At 60.2% G+C, this 16,469-nt stretch carries 12 protein-coding genes; 4 read left to right on the plus strand and 8 right to left on the minus strand.

Annotation, left to right across the window (positions count from 1 at the left end):
• Positions 1-430, plus strand: a 430-nt coding sequence (locus tag N4A58_RS15440) for a CoA-transferase (protein ID WP_293711120.1), incomplete at its 5' end; no start/stop codon positions are given.
• A 53-nt stretch (positions 431-483) separates the two neighbouring features.
• Here N4A58_RS15440 and N4A58_RS15445 read toward each other — a convergent pair.
• The gene (locus tag N4A58_RS15445) at positions 484-1,380 is read right to left on the minus strand and encodes a DeoR/GlpR family DNA-binding transcription regulator (RefSeq protein WP_072709875.1); all 897 of its coding nucleotides are present in this window, start codon (positions 1,378-1,380) and stop codon (positions 484-486) included.
• A 274-nt stretch (positions 1,381-1,654) separates the two neighbouring features.
• Between N4A58_RS15445 and N4A58_RS15450 the strand changes: the two genes are divergently transcribed.
• Positions 1,655-2,839, plus strand: a complete 1,185-nt coding sequence (locus N4A58_RS15450; RefSeq protein ID WP_293711121.1) for an efflux RND transporter periplasmic adaptor subunit — start codon at positions 1,655-1,657, stop codon at positions 2,837-2,839.
• Between the two features lie 5 nt (positions 2,840-2,844).
• Complete coding sequence (locus N4A58_RS15455; RefSeq protein ID WP_293711122.1) at positions 2,845-5,943, plus strand: efflux RND transporter permease subunit; 3,099 nt, start codon at positions 2,845-2,847, stop codon at positions 5,941-5,943.
• Positions 5,944-5,998: 55 nt separating this feature from the next.
• Here the strand turns inward: N4A58_RS15455 and N4A58_RS15460 are convergent, their stop codons facing one another.
• From N4A58_RS15460 to N4A58_RS15475, 4 genes are all read right to left on the minus strand, one after another.
• Positions 5,999-6,787 (minus strand): inositol monophosphatase, encoded by a 789-nt coding sequence (locus tag N4A58_RS15460; RefSeq protein WP_293711123.1) that lies wholly within the window; start codon positions 6,785-6,787, stop codon positions 5,999-6,001.
• 178 nt (positions 6,788-6,965) lie between these two features.
• Entirely contained in the window at positions 6,966-7,742 is a 777-nt protein-coding gene (locus N4A58_RS15465; RefSeq protein WP_293711125.1) for an ATP-binding cassette domain-containing protein, read from the minus strand.
• Complete coding sequence (locus tag N4A58_RS15470) at positions 7,742-8,824, minus strand: ABC transporter permease (protein ID WP_072709881.1); 1,083 nt, start codon at positions 8,822-8,824, stop codon at positions 7,742-7,744. Before N4A58_RS15470 ends, N4A58_RS15465 begins: the two co-directional genes overlap by 1 nt.
• A 120-nt stretch (positions 8,825-8,944) precedes the next feature.
• Entirely contained in the window at positions 8,945-9,979 is a 1,035-nt protein-coding gene (locus N4A58_RS15475) for a sugar ABC transporter substrate-binding protein (RefSeq protein ID WP_293711127.1), read from the minus strand.
• Between the two features lie 201 nt (positions 9,980-10,180).
• Between N4A58_RS15475 and N4A58_RS15480 the strand changes: the two genes are divergently transcribed.
• A complete protein-coding gene (locus tag N4A58_RS15480) occupies positions 10,181-11,401 on the plus strand; it encodes an ROK family transcriptional regulator (RefSeq protein ID WP_072709885.1) in 1,221 nt (406 codons plus the stop codon).
• Here the strand turns inward: N4A58_RS15480 and cysG are convergent, their stop codons facing one another.
• From cysG to N4A58_RS15495, 3 genes are read right to left on the minus strand one after another with little or no spacing between them, the layout of a single operon-like run.
• The gene (gene cysG / locus N4A58_RS15485; RefSeq protein ID WP_293711129.1) at positions 11,402-12,784 is read right to left on the minus strand and encodes a siroheme synthase CysG; all 1,383 of its coding nucleotides are present in this window, start codon (positions 12,782-12,784) and stop codon (positions 11,402-11,404) included.
• Positions 12,785-12,809: 25 nt separating this feature from the next.
• Positions 12,810-13,799: a glycosyl transferase family protein gene (locus N4A58_RS15490; protein WP_293711130.1), complete on the minus strand. Its 990-nt coding sequence runs from the start codon at positions 13,797-13,799 to the stop codon at positions 12,810-12,812.
• A complete protein-coding gene (locus N4A58_RS15495) occupies positions 13,796-16,426 on the minus strand; it encodes a nitrate reductase (protein ID WP_293711165.1) in 2,631 nt (876 codons plus the stop codon). Before N4A58_RS15495 ends, N4A58_RS15490 begins: the two co-directional genes overlap by 4 nt.
• Positions 16,427-16,469 lie beyond the last annotated feature (43 nt).

Consider the following 16,469-nt stretch of genomic DNA (forward strand, 5'->3'; position numbering starts at 1 on the left):
CAACGCCGGCAAGCAGACCATCACCGAACTGCCCGAAACCAGCTATTTCGACAGCTCCACCAGCTTTGGCATGATCCGCGGCGGCAAGATCGCAGCAGCGATTCTGGGGGCCATGGAAGTGGCTGAAAACGGTGATCTGGCGAACTGGATGATCCCCGGCAAGCTGGTGAAAGGCATGGGCGGCGCGATGGATCTGGTAGCTGGCGTAGGCCGCGTGGTCGTGGTCATGGACCACACCAACAAACACGGCGAGTCGAAGCTGCTGAAATCCTGCACTCTGCCCCTGACCGGCAAGGGCGTGGTGGACCGCGTGATCACCAACTTAGGCGTTCTGGACGTGGTCGAAGGCGGCCTGAAGATCGTGGAATGCGCCGAGGGCGTCACCGAAGACGAACTGCGCGCTGCCACTGAAGCGACGATTGTGAATTAACGATTTACCGCACAGGTTTCCGTGCACTCAGGGGGCCGACGGGCCCCCTCTTTTTATTCTTCTTCGTCAGAAGATTCCAAAGTGCGAACGGTCTTGGGCTTGGCTTTGCCCACCTCCGCGATGGCGACGTTGATACCCTTGTCTTGCATGCGGCGCAGGTCCTCGGGGGCGATGTTGTCGTCCACGATCACCGCGTCGAATTCGGTCAGCGAGGCAAAGCTGTGTAGCGCGCGATGGTTGAATTTGGTATGGTCCGCCAAGAGGATGCGCTTGTCCGCGCATTCCAGCATCGCACGCTTGGTTTCGACCATCTCGGGCGACTGGTGGTAGACCACGTCATTCGCAATCGCAGACATTGATACGAACACCGTATCCGCACGGACCTGCGCGATCTGGCTGCGGGTCATCCGGCCCATAAAGGCGTTGCACCAGTTGTAAAACTGCCCGCCCAAAGCGATCAGGGCAATATCGCGAACCTCTTTCAACTCGTTGATCATAAGCAGCGAGTTGGTCAGGACCGTGAGCGGACCCTTGCTCTCCAACAGTTCGACCATCTGCCAAACGGTCGTTGAATCGTCCAGAAAGATCGCCTGACCCGGCTCGATGAACTCCATCGCCTTGGCGGCAATGGCGCGCTTTTCAGCCACCTGACGGGACGAGCGGTAGATATCGCTGGACTCGATCAAGTTGGTTGGCGCAGCAGAGACGATCCCGCGGGTTTTGCGCAGCAGGCCCAGGCTGACCAGTTCGTCCAGATCACGGTGCACGGTCATCAGGCTGATGCCGAACCGCTCGGTCAAATCTTCGATCCGCATTGTACCTTCGGCCATCACGGCTTCGGTAATCATCTTGCGGCGCGCCAACTGCCGCGCCTGACGGCTGTCGGCGGGGGTCTTTTCAGCCATCAAACGGTCAAAGGCGGTTTCAGTGCTTGGCGGGATCTTGGTCATAGTCGTGCTTCTCTTGGTCTCTACCCATTAGAGCGAAAGTGCAGCTAAGGCAAAGACTGCGGGCGGGTTCCCTGCTGAAATGCGCAGAAAACCCTGCGCAAATACAGGATTTGGCCTGAAAAGGTCGCTTAATGTGCGCGTTTGCGCTGACATTTCCGTGATTTTTGCATCTGCAGCATCGGATAGCGACAGAAAAGGTCATAACTAATCGTTTATTGCCTAAGCGCGATTTTCCGTCGCCTTTTCATACCACAACCGAGATCGAGCCCTTTCCATGACTACACTCCCCTCCTGTTTTCGAGCTCGTAAGCTGGCCTTTGGCGCTGCAGCGCTGCTGACCTGTGCGACGCCTATGTTTGCCCAACAGGGTCCGGGCGGCGCGCCGTCCGCCACCCAAGTGGGCGTGATCGAGATGTCGCTAGAAAAGGTGCCCTATCAGGTCACTTTGCCCGGCCGCGCCGTTGCTTATGAACAAACCGATATCCGGCCTCGCGTCGAAGGCGTGATCGAAGAGATCGTCTATGCCCCCGGCCAGCAACTGGAGGTCGGCGATCTGATGTACCGGATCGAGGCTGCATCCTACGACGCTGAGCTGGCTGCCGCCGAAGCTGCGCTCGCGGGAGCCAAGGCGAGCGTGCAGTCTGCCCAAGCGACTGTGGACCGCTATCGGCAACTCGACGGGGTGGGAGTGACCCGCGAGAGTGTCGAGACTGCGGAAGTGGCCTTGATGCAGGCAGAGGCGGACGAGCGCGCCGCAGAGGCATCGCTGCAAACTGCGCAATTGAACAAGGACCGTACAGAAATCCGTGCCCCCATTCAGGGCGTGCCAGAGGTGTCCGAATTCTCGGTCGGAGCGCTGGTGACGGCAAATCAGGCTGACGCGCTAACGACCCTGACACGCTTGGACCCAATCTACGTGGACCTGACCGAATCCAGCGCGCGTCTGCTGCGCACGCGCGAACGGATTGCAGATGGGCAGTTGACCATGGGCGACGAATTGGATGTCTCCCTGACATTGGAAAACGGCCAGTCCTATGACAGCAAGGGATCTCTGGTCAGCCCCGGCACACTTGTGTCGTCGACCACCGGTGGCGTGGAATTTCGCATCCAGTTTGATAACCCTGATCGCTTGATCATGCCTGGCATGTTCCTGCGGGCTCACGTGACCGTTGGCGAAACCGAGGCTGTTTTGGTACCCCAAGGCGCCACTAATCGCGCTGCCACCGGCGAGCTGACAGCCTTTGTCGCGGTGGATGGCAAGGCCGAGCAGGTCACACTGACATCCCAAGGCACCTATCAGAACGCGTGGGTCGTCACCGATGGGATCGAAGACGGTGACATGCTGATCGTGGACGGTCTGCGGAACCTACGGAACGGTGCCGACGTCGAGACTGTAGCTGTGACCATCGACGAAAACGGTGTGGTCTCTGACGCGGTTGAAACCGCCGACGCGGAGTAAGCCCCTTGGTCGATTTCTTTATACACCGCCCTGTTTTTGCGTGGGTTCTGGCGATTGTAACAATGCTCGCTGGGGCGTTCTCGCTGACCCAGCTGCCTGTTTCCCAGTATCCTGACATTGCCCCGACCACCGTCCGCGTTTCTGCCAACTACACCGGCGCGACCGCAGAGGCTGTGCAGAACTCAGTAACCTCGACCATCGAGGATGCCATGACTGGTCTGGACGGCCTGCTCTACATGGTCTCGGATTCGAGCGAAGGCTCCAGCAGGATCACTCTGACCTTTGACGAAAGTGTCGAAGGGATTGATGCCCAAAACGAAGTGCAAACCAAGGTCCGGCAAGTAGAGACGCAACTGCCGGAGCGGGTGCAGCAAGCTGGCGTCAGTGTACAACGCTCCACCAGCTCGATCCTGATGGTGGGGGCGCTCGTCTCGACTGATGGGTCCTACAATCAGGTGCAGCTTGGCGACATGTTGGACCAAACCATCGAAGGCCCTGTTCAGCGAACCGAGGGCGTTGGCGGCATCAATACCTTTGGCTCTGGCTATGCGATGCGCATCTGGCTTGATCCTCTGAAACTGGCGCAGTTCCAACTGACCCCCGCCGACATCACCAGCGCGGTCCAGGCGCAGAACACCACGGTATCTGTCGGCAGTCTGGGCAACCAGCCTGCGGTTCAGGGCCAGCAGTTTACAGCGACCATCACCGCCCAAAGCCAGCTGACCAGTGTAGAAGAGTTCGAGAGCATCCTGCTCAAGAGTGAACTGGACGGCAGTGCGGTATATTTGGGTGACGTGGCCGAGGTTGAAGTGGGGCAGGAAAGTTATGGCGGGGACAGCCGCTTTAGCGGTCTGAACGCTGCAGGTTTCGGTGTGAACCTCGCCACTGGTGCGAATGCGGTCGATACCGCCGAAGCTGTGCGCGAAGTGCTAGAGGGTCTGGAGCCCGCGCTGCCCGAGGGCGTAGAAATCCGCTATGCCTACGACACATCACCCTTTGTCGAGTTGTCGATCGAAAAGGTTTACCACACCCTGATCGAAGCCGTTGTGCTCGTATTCCTCGTGATTTTGATCTTCCTGCAGAACTGGCGCGCCACCATCATTCCGATCATTGCCGTCCCTGTGGTTTTGCTTGGGACCTTCGCAATGCTCGCGGCGCTGGGGTATTCGATCAATACACTGACCATGTTCGCAATGGTTCTGGCGATTGGCCTTCTGGTGGATGACGCCATCGTGGTCGTGGAAAACGTCGAACGCGTGATGGACGAAGACAATCTCGAACCGATGCCCGCAACCGAGCGTAGCATGGGCCAGATCACGGGCGCTCTGATTGGTATTGCCTTGGTCCTGTCGGCCGTGTTCCTGCCGATGGCGTTCTTTGGCGGCTCGACAGGCGTGATCTACCGACAGTTCTCGGTCACGATTATCACCGCGATGGTGCTGTCCGCGATCGTGGCGCTGGTTCTGACACCCGCGCTCTGTGCCAGCATCCTGAAGCGCAGCCATGGGACAGGCATTGCGCCCGCTCGTTGGTTCAACCGGAACTTCGACCGCGTGAACCGTGGATATGAACGCACGGTGGGCCGCATCCTGCGCAAGCCGATCATCATGTTGCTCGTGCTCGCAGGCGTCGGCGTTGGTGCGTGGCAAATCTATGAACGCCTTTCTTCGTCGTTCCTGCCGACCGAAGACCAAGGCATGTTGATGACCATGGTGCAGTTGACCGAAGGCTCGACCTCGCAGCAGACTTTGGCCGTCGTTGAGGAGATCGAGGATTATCTGCTGAACGAAGAGTCTGAGACTGTGGACAGTGTCTTTGCGGCGCTAGGCTTTAGCTTCTCGGGAACTGGCCAGAACAATGCGATGCTGTTCATCAAACTGCATGATTTCGATGATCGCGAGGCCGCAGATCGGGCAGCGAGTGCCTTGTCTGGCCGTGCGAACATGCGGTTCATGAGTCACCGCGCGGGGCAGATATTCTTTATGCAGCCGCCGGCCATCCCCGGGATGGGCAACACCAATGGTTTCTCCATGTACCTCGTGGATAATGGCAGCAATGGTTATGAAAGCCTGATCGAAGCGGCCAATGAATTGGTGCAGAAGGCAAACGAGGACCCCAACCTGACCAACGTGCGCGTTTCTGGCATCGACGCCGAAAGCGCCCTGCGGGTCAATATCGACCAGCAGAAAATCGATGCCTTTGGGGTGTCGCTGTCTGACGTGAACTCGATGCTGTCTGTGGTCTTTAGCGGGTCCGAAGTGAATGACTTCGTTCTCGAAGGGAACCTGCGCCCTGTGATCGTGCAAGCGGCGCCGGAACACCGGATGCAGCCCGAAGACATCGAAAGCTGGTACGTTCGTAACGATTCTGGCGAAATGGTACCGTTTTCCAGCTTTGTCACGACTGAGTGGGTGTCCGTGCAGCCAAAGCTATCTCGCCACTCGGGCGCAGATGCGATCGAGATTTCGGGTAGCAACAGCGACACCGCGTCATCGGGTGCAGCCATGGACGCGATTGAGGCGTTGGCGACCTCGATCGACGGCGGTTACGGCGTCGAGTGGACTGGCATCAGCTATCAGGAGCGTCAGTCCGGCGATCAAGCGCCCTACCTCTATGCGCTTGCCATTCTGGTGGTCTTCCTGTGTCTCGCCGCATTGTACGAAAGCTGGACGGTTCCGTTCTCGGTGATGCTGGCGGTGCCGGTGGGTGTCCTTGGCGCGCTGGCTGCGGCCTACCTGTTTGGCCAGTCGAACGATGTCTACTTTAAGGTGGGCATTCTGACGACCATCGGTCTGGCGGCCAAGAACGCCATTCTGATTGTCGAGTTTGCCAAAGATCTGGAAGAGCAGGGCAAAGAGTTGATCGAAGCCACGATGGAGGCCGCGCGCCTGCGCCTGCGTCCGATCTTGATGACCTCGCTCGCGTTCATGCTGGGGGTTGTGCCCCTTGCGACTGCGAGCGGTGCGGGCGCTGCGGCCCAGAACGCCATCGGCATCGGCGTGCTGGGGGGTATGGCCACGGCGACGTTTATCGGCGTGTTCATGGTGCCCGCGTTCTACGTGATCGTGCGCAAAGCAACAGATCGCAAGCAAAAGACCGCGTGATCCTGAGCCGTTCCTAAAATTGGAAACGCCGCCCTGTGATGGGGCGGCGTTTTTGTTATTCGGCTGCTTGAGAGTGGGGCGGGTCCATGATGCGTGCAATGTCTGGGATGCGGCCGTTATGGGCCAAGACGCGTACAGGCTCTTTGACAAAGGTCTGGATGGGCCCGTGCTCGACCACGCCGCCCGCTGCACTGATCATGGCGAGGCCCGCTGCCGCGTCCCAAATATTCAGGGCGCGCTCGTAATAGGCGTCGAACCATCCCGAAAGAATGCCGATGAAGCCTATTGTCGCCGCCCCATGACGACGGTGATCCATGCCCGCCTCGCGGATGCGGGCGATGCGGTCTGTATATTCATGCATTGGCTGGCGGTCGGAATACCCTAGCGACACCAAGCGTACCTGATCAGGGTGCACCATGCCAAAGTCCACAGGCTTGCCATTCACAAAGGATCCGCGTCCGGCTTGACCGCTGGCCATCAGGTTTTTGTCGGGGGCATAGATCACTCCCAATTCAAAGCTTGCGCCGTTGAAGTAGCCGATGGAAATACCCCAATCGTCCATGCCGCGGCTGAAGTTGGTGGTGCCGTCAATGGGGTCTACGATCCAGCAGCCGTCCACACGGCCTTGCAGGCCCTCTTCTTCGCCAAGTACGCCGTCTTCGGGATAGGTTTCTGCGATGCGCTGGCGGATCAGGGCCTCGACCGCGTAATCTGCATTGGTTGCGTAGTCTTCGGGGGCTTTTATCGTGTAATCCAACCCTCCGGCCTGATCGCGCATAGATTGGGCCAAAGCGCCAGCCTTGCGGGCGAGAGAGACGGCAAAGCCGAGACGGTCAGCGGTCATGAATGCTCTCCGATATCTAAGGGGCGTCATCGAAAGTCCCTATCGGGGTAACGCGGCCCCGTTGATGCTGCAAGCGCGGCACAGACGTAGGGCGCAAAAAAGCACGGGCTGGTTCAGGACCAACCCGCGCATTAAGCAAAAGGCAGAGGTGGGGAGGTGTGCCCCTTGCTGGGAGAGGTTAGGCCGCTTCGGCGGGCGGCTCTGCCGCGCCGGTCATGAAGGCCACCGCGTCGGACATGGTGTAGTCCTTGGGGTTGATCGTGCAGAGACGACGGCCCAAGCGGTGCACATGGATGCGGTCTGCGACCTCGAACACGTGGGGCATGTTGTGGCTGATCAGCACAATCGGGATACCGCGCGAGCGGACGTCTTGAATGAGCTCCAGAACCTTGCGGCTTTCCTTGACCCCCAGCGCAGCGGTCGGTTCGTCAAGGATGATCACCTTGGAGCCGAATGCAGCGGCGCGGGCCACAGCAACACCTTGGCGCTGACCACCGGACAGAGTTTCAACCGCTTGGTTGATGTTCTGGATGGTCATAAGGCCGAGTTCATTCAGCTTTTCGCGGGCAAAGGCTTCCATCGCCTTGTGGTCCAGCATGCGTAGGACGTTGCCAGCGAAGCCGGGCTTGCGCAGTTCACGGCCCACGAACATGTTGTCGGTGATCGACAGGGCAGGGGACAGCGCCAGCGTCTGGTACACGGTCTCGATGCCAGATTCTCGCGCTTCGAGCGGCGATTGGAACTGGATATTTTTGCCTTCGAGAGTGATCTCGCCTTCGTCGGGGATTACGGCGCCCGAGATGGCTTTAATCAAGCTCGACTTGCCCGCACCGTTGTCGCCGATCACAGCGAGGATCTCGCCGGGGTACAGATCGAAATCGGCTTGGTTCAGGGCGGTGACTTTACCGTAGCGCTTTACCAGACCACGGGCTTTGAGAATGGGTTCTTGGGTCATCATGCCGACACCTTCCGGATCCATTGGTCAATCGAAACAGCGAGGATAATCAGCCAACCCACTGCAAACACCTGCCAGAGCACGTCCACACCGGCCAGCTTCAGTCCCGACTGGAACACGCCCACGATCAGCGCGCCAAACAGAGCACCAAGGATCGAGCCGCGACCACCAAAGAGCGAGATGCCACCGATCACAACCGCGGTGATGGACTGCAGGTTGCCCTCGTAGAACGCTTGGGGGCTGATCGAGCCGATGCGGCCCACGCTGCTCCATGCGGCGATGGCGCAGACGACGCCTGCCAGCATGTAGACTTGGGTCAGAGTGCGGTCGGTGCGGATACCGGCCAACTCGGCAGCCTCTTTGTCATCGCCGATGGCGTAGACGTGGCGGCCCCATGCGGTCTTGTTCAGCAGGAACCACAGGGCAAAGAAGACGACGATCATCAGGATCGAACCAAAGGTGATCCGCGCCGAGCCGATGTTAAACGCCTCGCCAAAGAATTTCAGCGCGCCAGCGTTGGCGTCAATGTCCTGACTGCGGATCGATTGCGCGCCCGACAGCCACAGGTTCAAGGCGTAGAAGATGTTCCACGTGCCCAAGGTCACAATGAACGGGGGCAGCTTGAGACGGGTGACCATCAGACCGTTCAGGAAACCGGCAGCACCGCCACCGGCAAAGCCGATGATCAGCGCAAAGAAGGTCGGAACGCCGAACGAGACGGCCAGATTGCCCATCACAACGCTCATCAGCACCATGATCGCGGCGACCGAGAGGTCGATGCCTGCGGTCAGAATGATCAGCGACTGGGCCGCAGCCAAAAGGCCGATGATCGACACCTGCTGCATGATCAGGGTCAAGTTGAAGGCAGAGAAGAAGCGGTCACCGGCGATAAAGCCGAAGACGATGACAGACATCACCAGAACAATCACGGGGACCAGAGTCGGGTTACCGTGCAGCGCTTTCTGGATGTGGTCCATCAGCCCTTTGCTGGTGTGCTCGAACGCAGCGACGGTTTTGTCGCTCTTGTCGAGGGATGATTCAAAATCCTGACCTCGCGGCCGGGATTGGCTCTCGTCGCTCATGCGGCTCCTCCTTCGCTGCCAGACGTGCAGCTTTGGTTTGGATGGTGTGTGGGGAAGAGAAATTTACAAACAAATCGGGGGGCGGAATGCCCGCCCCCCTAAATGGCGGTTAAGCGTTGATTAGCCCCAGCACTTGCCCAGACCCTCTTCCGAGGACAGGCTTTCGATGCCGTCTACAGGCTCGTCGGTGATCAGCTCGACGCCGGTGTTGTAGAAGTCCAGACCTTCGGTGTTCTGGGGCTTCTCACCAGTTTCAGCGAAGTGCTTGATCGCTTCGATGCCTTTGGACGCCATCAGCAGCGGAAACTGCATCGAGGTCGCGCCGATCACGCCATCAGCGACGTTCTGAACACCAGGGCAACCGCCGTCGACCGATACGATCAGAACGTCGTTCTCACGGCCCATGGACTTCAGCGCTTCATAGGCACCAGCTGCAGCGGGTTCGTTGATGGTGTAAACAACGTTCACCTCGGGATCCTTCTGCAGAAGGTTCTCCATCGCGGTACGGCCGCCTTCTTCGTTACCGTTGGTTACGTCGTTGCCAACGATACGCGGATCGTCTTCGTCACCGATGTCGGTGGGGTTTTTGATGTCGACGCCAAAGCCCTGCAGGAAGCCCTGGTTACGCAGATAGTCGACCGAGATTTCCGAGGGGTTCAGGTCGAGCATCGCGATCTTCGCGTTCGCTGCGTCGTCACCCATCTTGGCCTTGGCCCACTGACCGATCATCTCGCCAGCTTTGAAGTTGTCGGTGGCGAAGGTCGCGTCTGCGGTGTCTGCGGGCTCGAACGGGGTGTCCAGCGCGATCACCAGCAGGCCGTTCTCACGCGCTTGGGTCACAACAGGTGCCAGAGCGCGGCTGTCGGTGGGGGTGATCAGGATGCCCTTGGCACCCGATGCGATGCAGGTTTCAACAGCAGAGACTTGGCTTTCCACGTCACCGTCGATCTTGCCTGCGAATGTCTGCAAGTTAATGCCGTTGGCTTCTGCGCCAGCAACCGCGCCTTCCTTCATTTTCACGAAGAACGGGTTGGTGTCGGTTTTGGTGATCAGGCACGCGCCAACTTCGTGGCCCGCTGCCATTGCGGGGGCTGCTGCGATCGATGCGGCGACGGCTGCGCCTGCCAGCAGAGCGGTTTTGATGGTGGTCTTCATAAGTCTTCCTCCCAAGTAAACTTCGACCGTCCTCTCGGTCGTCGGATCGGCATTGCTGCCACCCTTGGCGCAAAGAAAACCGATTCACTCGCGTTCGTCAATAAATAAATCAAGTTGATTTAATATTGACAGAACGGTTCAGATTTTGAAGCTTGTGGGAATTGAGCAGGCGCAATACTCAGAGCGCCTGAGGGAGAAAGAATGGCCAGTTCCACACTCGACGCTACTGTAAATAAGGCGGTAGGCCACGTTCGCGGGTCTAATCAAACGGGTGTGCGCGCGCACAACGAACGGTTGGTTCTCACGCTCATTCGTCAGTACGGACCCATGGCCAAAGCTGAAATCGCACGTCAGACCGGTCTGTCGGCTCAGACTGTTTCGGTGATCATGCGATCTCTCGAAGCAGACGGTCTGGTCACCAAGGGCGAGCCGATACGGGGTAAGGTAGGGCAACCTTCGGTCCCGATCAAATTGCGTCAGGACGGCGCCTTCTTTTTGGGGCTGAAGGTTGGTAGGCGTAGTCTAGATTTGGTGCTCACAGATTTTCTGGGCACGATTCTCAATCGCGTTCAGTTAACCCACCATTTTCCGACACCAGACGGCGTTGTCATGTTTGCCAATCATGGGATCACCCAGCTGCTTAGCCAGCTCACGGACGAAGAGCGTGGTCGAGTGGCAGGTATGGGAATCGCAGTGCCATTCCGTTTGTGGGATTGGGCCAAGTCGCTGGGTCTCGAGGATGATGCCATGGACGACTGGCGCACCCGTGATATCCGAGAGGAGATCGAGGCGCGCTGTGATTTCCCCGTTTTCCTGCAGAATGACGCGTCTGCGGCCTGTAGCGCGGAGGTCGTCTTTGGGGATGCCGAGGACAGGTCAAACGACTTCGTCTACTTCTTTATCGGGTTCTTCGTCGGCGGCGGTCTTGTTTTGGACAACACAGTCTACACGGGCAAGTCCGGCAATGCTGGCGCGGTCGGGTCGATCCCGATTTCGTTCACCAAGACGAATTTGACCCAGTTGGTTGACGTGGCCTCGTTGTCCTGCCTCGAGAACGCTATGACCAGCAATGGGTTGTCTGCAGATGTGATCTGGGCCAACCCGAACGACTGGCATGTCCCACGCGCGCTTGTGGAAACATGGATAGAAGAGGCGAGCCAAGGTCTGGCCTATGCCATCGCGTCGGCATCTTCTTTGATCGACTTTGGGTGCGCGATGATCGACGGCTGGATGCCCGCCGCAGTTCGCGAGGAACTGGTCAAACGCACGATCCAAAAAGCCAGCATGCTCAATACAGCGGGGATCGAGTTGCCCACCGTGCGGTGCGGCACCATTGGCAGCGATGCACGCGCCCTGGGCGCGGCAAGTCTACCGCTGTCCGAACGCTTCCTCGTGGATCGCAACGCGCTGATGAAGGGCTGATCAGCCCTCGGCACGTTTGAATGCAGGCGCGGTGAGTTTCGGGCGCCGGACCATGATGATGGCTGGGTTCTCGACGCCATCTTCGGCCACAGTGCGGGCCAGATCCCCCAAGGTGGTTTTCCAGATTTTCTCGTCAGAGTGGCTGGCGCGTGTCACAATCTCGACCGTGCAATCGACTGGGGCCCCGTTCCGTACCAAGGTTTCTGCGATCTCGTCTGCGCGGGCGACCGCCATGTAGAGCGCGAGGGTCGCGCCCTCGTTCAGCATGCGCCCCCAATCAGGGTTCGGCGCGCCGGGACGGCAGGTGCCGGTGGAGAAAACGACATGGTCGGTTTGCCCACGTTCGGTCAGAGCGCGATTGATCGACGCCGCCGCTGCACTGGCCGAGGTCACGCCGGGCACGATCTCGACCTCGATACCTGCGGTTTCAGCTGCAGCCATTTCTTCGGTACTGCGTCCAAAGAGCGAGGGATCGCCGGATTTCAGACGAACCACTTTCTTACCCTGCTTGGCGCTGGCGACGATGACTTGGTTGATTTTGTCCTGCGGCCAGCTGTGCGCGCCAACCTCTTTGCCGACGAAAACGCGTTCGGAATCGCGGCGAGCCAGTTCCAGAACTTCGGGATCGACCAAACGGTCATAGTAAATGATGTCGGCTTCTTGCAAACGCGCGACGGCGCGCATCGTCAGCAGATCGCGCGCTCCTGGACCAGCACCAACGAGCGCAATGCTCCCCACGGTTGGTTCAGGAACACCGCCAGCCTCGATTTCGGCCTTCAGCATTTGGGCCGCTTCGCGTTCGGCCCCTTGGCGGTGTTTGTCCCAAGCAGGCCCACTGAAGGCCCGACGCCAGAATTCGCGGCGCGCCTCTTTGGGAACACGGAAGGCAACGGCATCGCGCAGACGACCCGCCAGCGCGGCGAAGCCGCCAAGGCGCGGGTCAAGCATGGTCTCAATCTGGGTTTTGATCTGACGACCAAGGACGGGGGCCGTGCCTTCGGTCCCGATGGCGACGACGACCGGATCGCGGTCCACCAGTGATGGCGTGGTCGCGTCGCACAGGTGGGGTTGGTCCACCACATTCACCACAACGCCCGCCTCTTTGGCGATGGCGTGGATGCTGGCGTCGATGCCCGGACAGCCCGAGCCGATAAAGACCAGAGCAGCGCCGCGGAACAGATCCGGCGTGATGGGGCCATCGTAGTGGCTGGCACGGCCGTCGGCCACCAGCGCGGCCAGTTCCGGCTCTAGCTCTGGCGCGGCGAGAACAATCTCGGCCTCGGTCTTGAGGATGAGGCGCGATTTCTGGGCGGCCTGCTCGTCCCCGCCCACAATCACCACGCGGCGCTCCGCCATCGTCAGGAACATGGGAAAGGATTTCATGGCGTCACTCCAGTGATCGTAAAAGTCAGGCCGTTACAGTTGCCGCGCGTTTTGCCCACAGGTCTTGTGCCAGTGCAAGACCTTCGCCGTCGGCAGCGGCACCGACTGCTTCCAATGCAACAGCGGCAGTGCCCAACACGATCGCTTCGGCGTAGGGATCGGCATGGGTGCCTTCCCAGAATTTGGTCAGGTACTCGGCCTCGTGCGGGGTGTCTGTTTCTGACAGGCGCTGATGGACGTCCAGAATCGGTTTCGCAGTGCCGTTCCACAGCTGGCCATCGCGCAGCCCGTGCAAGGCAATCGGCTTTGCGGGGTTGCGCTCGAACTCGCCGCCGCCGCCCTTCAGGACAGACAGTTGCGATTGACCAAGCAGGGCAGATGCCTCGGCTTGAAGGGTCAGGTAGGGCGGATGGAACACGCCCTGAACTTGCGCATCAGCCGTCGCGGGGTTCATCACGCGGCAAGTGGTGTTTATGCAGGACCGGAGGCCCAGAACATCACGCAGCTTCAGCAGCGCCAGCGCCTGCGGTGCAAAGTTTTCCAGCGGCAGATATGCGATCTGACCATCGGCCAGCAGGCGATTCGCATCCGCGTAATCCGCCGCCATCGGGATACCCACAAACGGCAGCGCCGAGCGGACGTCCGCACCCTCGGCCTGATAGCTGTTCCAGCCGTGCAGCAACACCGAATGGCCCGCCATCGCGACGATCCGCGCAGATAGCAGGAACCATGGCAATCCACGGCTGCGTCCTGCGGCATAGGTCGGCCAGTCCAGCGCCGGACGGTCCCCCTGCCATTCGGGCAGCGTAGCGCGAAACGCACGAACGAACCCCTCGATCTCCTGAGGCTCTTCTCCCCTGTACCGCATCAGCATCAGCAATCCGCCGACCGCCTCGGGGGCGCATTCGCCGCGCAGGATGACGCCCATGGCCTCCTGCGCTTCTTCGGCGGTCAGATTGCGACTGCGTCCCGGGCCACGGCCCAGAATGCGGACGAAAGGAGCAAGTTGGTTCATTCAGCAGCCTCCGGAACGGGACGTTTGGCCAACAATTGTGCCAGCTCTGGCCGACAAGAGCCACAGCTTGTTCCCGCTCCGAGTGCCTCACCGATTTGAGCGACCGAGGTCAAGCCCTGCTCGGTGATTGCGTTGAGGATCGTGTTGATGCCCACGTTCAAGCAGGCGCAGACCGTGGCCCCCGGATCGGGTTGGTCAGCGCCGGGCCGACCTGCCAGCAATTCTGGACCAGCTTTGCCCAATTCCGAAATCACATGGGTGCGAGACAGGGCGACAGGTTCCGGCGCGACGAACAGAACGGCCTGAACGCGGCCTTCTTCCATCAATGCGACGCGGGCGATGCCCTTGGTCGGATCGTCGAACACCACGGCTTCGGCGTTGGGCATGCCAAAAAGCTCGCGGGCATAGTCTTCCCAGTCGTCCTTGATTTGCAGGCCGGCGAGTTCCGCACGGTAGCCAGAGTTGCTGCGGCCCAAGGCCCAGTAGCTGGCATTTGGCGTGAACTCGTTTGCGCTGGCCGCGAAACCGTACCACGTGGCGTCGAAACGCTCGGCTGCGGTGACGCTGGCTTTGCTCTCGGGTTGGCCGGAAACGGGGTCAACATGGGCCGTGACCAAGCGGTCGATGCGGCCTGTGGGGGCGTTCTGGCCGGTCCAGTGAATGGGGGCAAAGATCGATCCGGGCTGTGCGCGGTCGGTGATCAGAACGCGCAGGATCGCCTCGCCATTCGGGTTCGACAGCTGGATCAGGTCTGCATCCGAAACGCCAAGACGTTGAGCATCCATAGGGTGCAACTCGGCAAAGGGTTCGGCAATATGCTGGGTCAGGCGCGCTGATTTCCCTGTGCGGGTCATCGTATGCCACTGGTCGCGCACCCGTCCGGTGTTCAGGCGGAAGGGCAATTCGGCGGTCGGCTGGGACTGCGGTGCACGGTGGGTCAGCGGCAGCATCCGGCCCTTGCCCGACGGGGTAAAGAACTTGCCATCGCCGAACATCCGGCCGGTCGGGCCGTTCGAGGTCACGGGCCAGCGCTGGGGCTTCATCCCGTTGTATTCGGCGTCGCTGATGTCGCGCAGACCAGAGATGTCGAAGTCGCGGCCCATATCTGCGGCTAGTCCCGAAAGCGCTGCGTATTCGCGGAAAATCTCGGCGCCGGTTTCGTAGTCGAACGCTTCGGTGTAGCCCATGCGGCGGCCTACGTCGGCGATGATCGCCCAATCGTGACGCGCCAGACCGGGCGCCGGCAGAACAGCGCGCTGGCGGCTGATGGTGCGGTCAGAGTTCGTGACCGTGCCGTCCTTTTCCCCCCATCCAGTGGCGGGCAGGACCAGATCAGCCAGCTTTGCGGTGTCGGTCTGATCTGTCAGGTCGCTGACGACCACGAAGTCACAGTCGCGGATGGCATTCGCCACGGCGTCGGCTTCGGGTAGGGAGACGGCGGGGTTGGTGCACATGACCCACAGCGCCTTGATCTTGCCGTCGGACATGGCGCGGAACATGTCCACCGCCTTCAGACCTGCCTTTTCGGGCATTCGCGGCGCGTTCCAGAAGTTCTGGACCACATGACGGTGCTCGGCGTTCTCAATATTCAAGTGGCAAGCCAGCATATTGGCCAGACCGCCAACTTCGCGACCGCCCATGGCGTTGGGCTGACCGGTGACGCTGAAGGGACCCATGCCCTCGCGGCCGATGCGGCCGGTGGCGAGGTGGCAGTTCAGGATCGCGTTCACCTTGTCACTGCCCGAGGAGGACTGGTTCACGCCTTGGCTGAACACGGTCACGACCTTTTCGGTGCCGATCCACATATCGGCAAAGGCCTGCATATCCGCAGGGGACAGGCCGGTCACGGCGGGATTGTTTGCCATCGCGGACTGGAGCGCATCGTCGAAGCCCTCGACATGGCTGTCCACAAAGTCTTGATCCACGGCACCACGCTCGGCGATTTCCGCGAGCAGGTAGTTGAACAGGGCCACGTCACTGCCCGGCTGCAACGCCAGATGCAGATCGCTGAGGTCAGAGGTCGCCGTGCGGCGAGGATCGACGGTGATCACACGCATCTTGGGGTTCTCGGCCTTGGCTGCCGCGACGCGCTGGTACAGCACGGGGTGGCACCACGCGAGGTTCGAGCCGACCAGAACCAGCAGATCGCAGGTTTCCAGATCCTCGTATACGCCTGGGACGGTGTCGGTGCCGAACGCGCGCTTGTGGCCAGCCACGGTCGAGGCCATGCACAGGCGCGAATTGGTGTCGATGTTGGCCGAGCCGATGAAACCTTTCATCAACTTATTGGCCACATAGTAATCCTCGGTCAGCAGCTGACCCGAGACGTAGAAGGCCACGGAATCGGGCCCATAGCGGTCGATCGTGTCCTGAAATTTGCGCGCCACTAGGTCCAGCGCGTCGTTCCATGGGACATCTTTGCCATGCAGCTTGGGCTGCAGCAAGCGACCGTCCAGATCAACTGTTTCTCCAAGGGCAGAGCCCTTGGAGCACAGGCGGCCAAGGTTCGCAGGGTGGTTGGGGTCACCCTTGACGGTCAGGCCACCAGCAGTGTCGGGCGTCGCAAGAACGCCGCAGCCGACGCCGCAATAGGGGCAGGTGGTGCAGACCGTCGCGCCAGCTGCCATCGGGCCGGAACGGCGGGGAACGGAGTGGGGAAGATCTGCACCA

It is taken from the genome of Donghicola sp., assembly GCF_025210255.1.
In the GTDB taxonomy this organism is placed as follows: Bacteria; Pseudomonadota; Alphaproteobacteria; order Rhodobacterales; family Rhodobacteraceae; genus Donghicola; species Donghicola eburneus.

Coding starts and splice junctions, on each gene's coding strand:
- N4A58_RS15480 (WP_072709885.1), top strand. CDS start 10,181: ATGGCCAGTTCCACACTCGACGCTACTGTAAATAAGGCGGTAGGCCAC.
- N4A58_RS15495 (WP_293711165.1), bottom strand. CDS start 16,426: ATGGCAGCTGGCGCGACGGTCTGCACCACCTGCCCCTATTGCGGCGTC.
- N4A58_RS15475 (WP_293711127.1), bottom strand. CDS start 9,979: ATGAAGACCACCATCAAAACCGCTCTGCTGGCAGGCGCAGCCGTCGCC.
- N4A58_RS15470 (WP_072709881.1), bottom strand. CDS start 8,824: ATGAGCGACGAGAGCCAATCCCGGCCGCGAGGTCAGGATTTTGAATCA.
- N4A58_RS15445 (WP_072709875.1), bottom strand. CDS start 1,380: ATGACCAAGATCCCGCCAAGCACTGAAACCGCCTTTGACCGTTTGATG.
- cysG (WP_293711129.1), bottom strand. CDS start 12,784: ATGAAATCCTTTCCCATGTTCCTGACGATGGCGGAGCGCCGCGTGGTG.
- N4A58_RS15465 (WP_293711125.1), bottom strand. CDS start 7,742: ATGACCCAAGAACCCATTCTCAAAGCCCGTGGTCTGGTAAAGCGCTAC.
- N4A58_RS15460 (WP_293711123.1), bottom strand. CDS start 6,787: ATGACCGCTGACCGTCTCGGCTTTGCCGTCTCTCTCGCCCGCAAGGCT.
- N4A58_RS15450 (WP_293711121.1), top strand. CDS start 1,655: ATGACTACACTCCCCTCCTGTTTTCGAGCTCGTAAGCTGGCCTTTGGC.
- N4A58_RS15490 (WP_293711130.1), bottom strand. CDS start 13,799: ATGAACCAACTTGCTCCTTTCGTCCGCATTCTGGGCCGTGGCCCGGGA.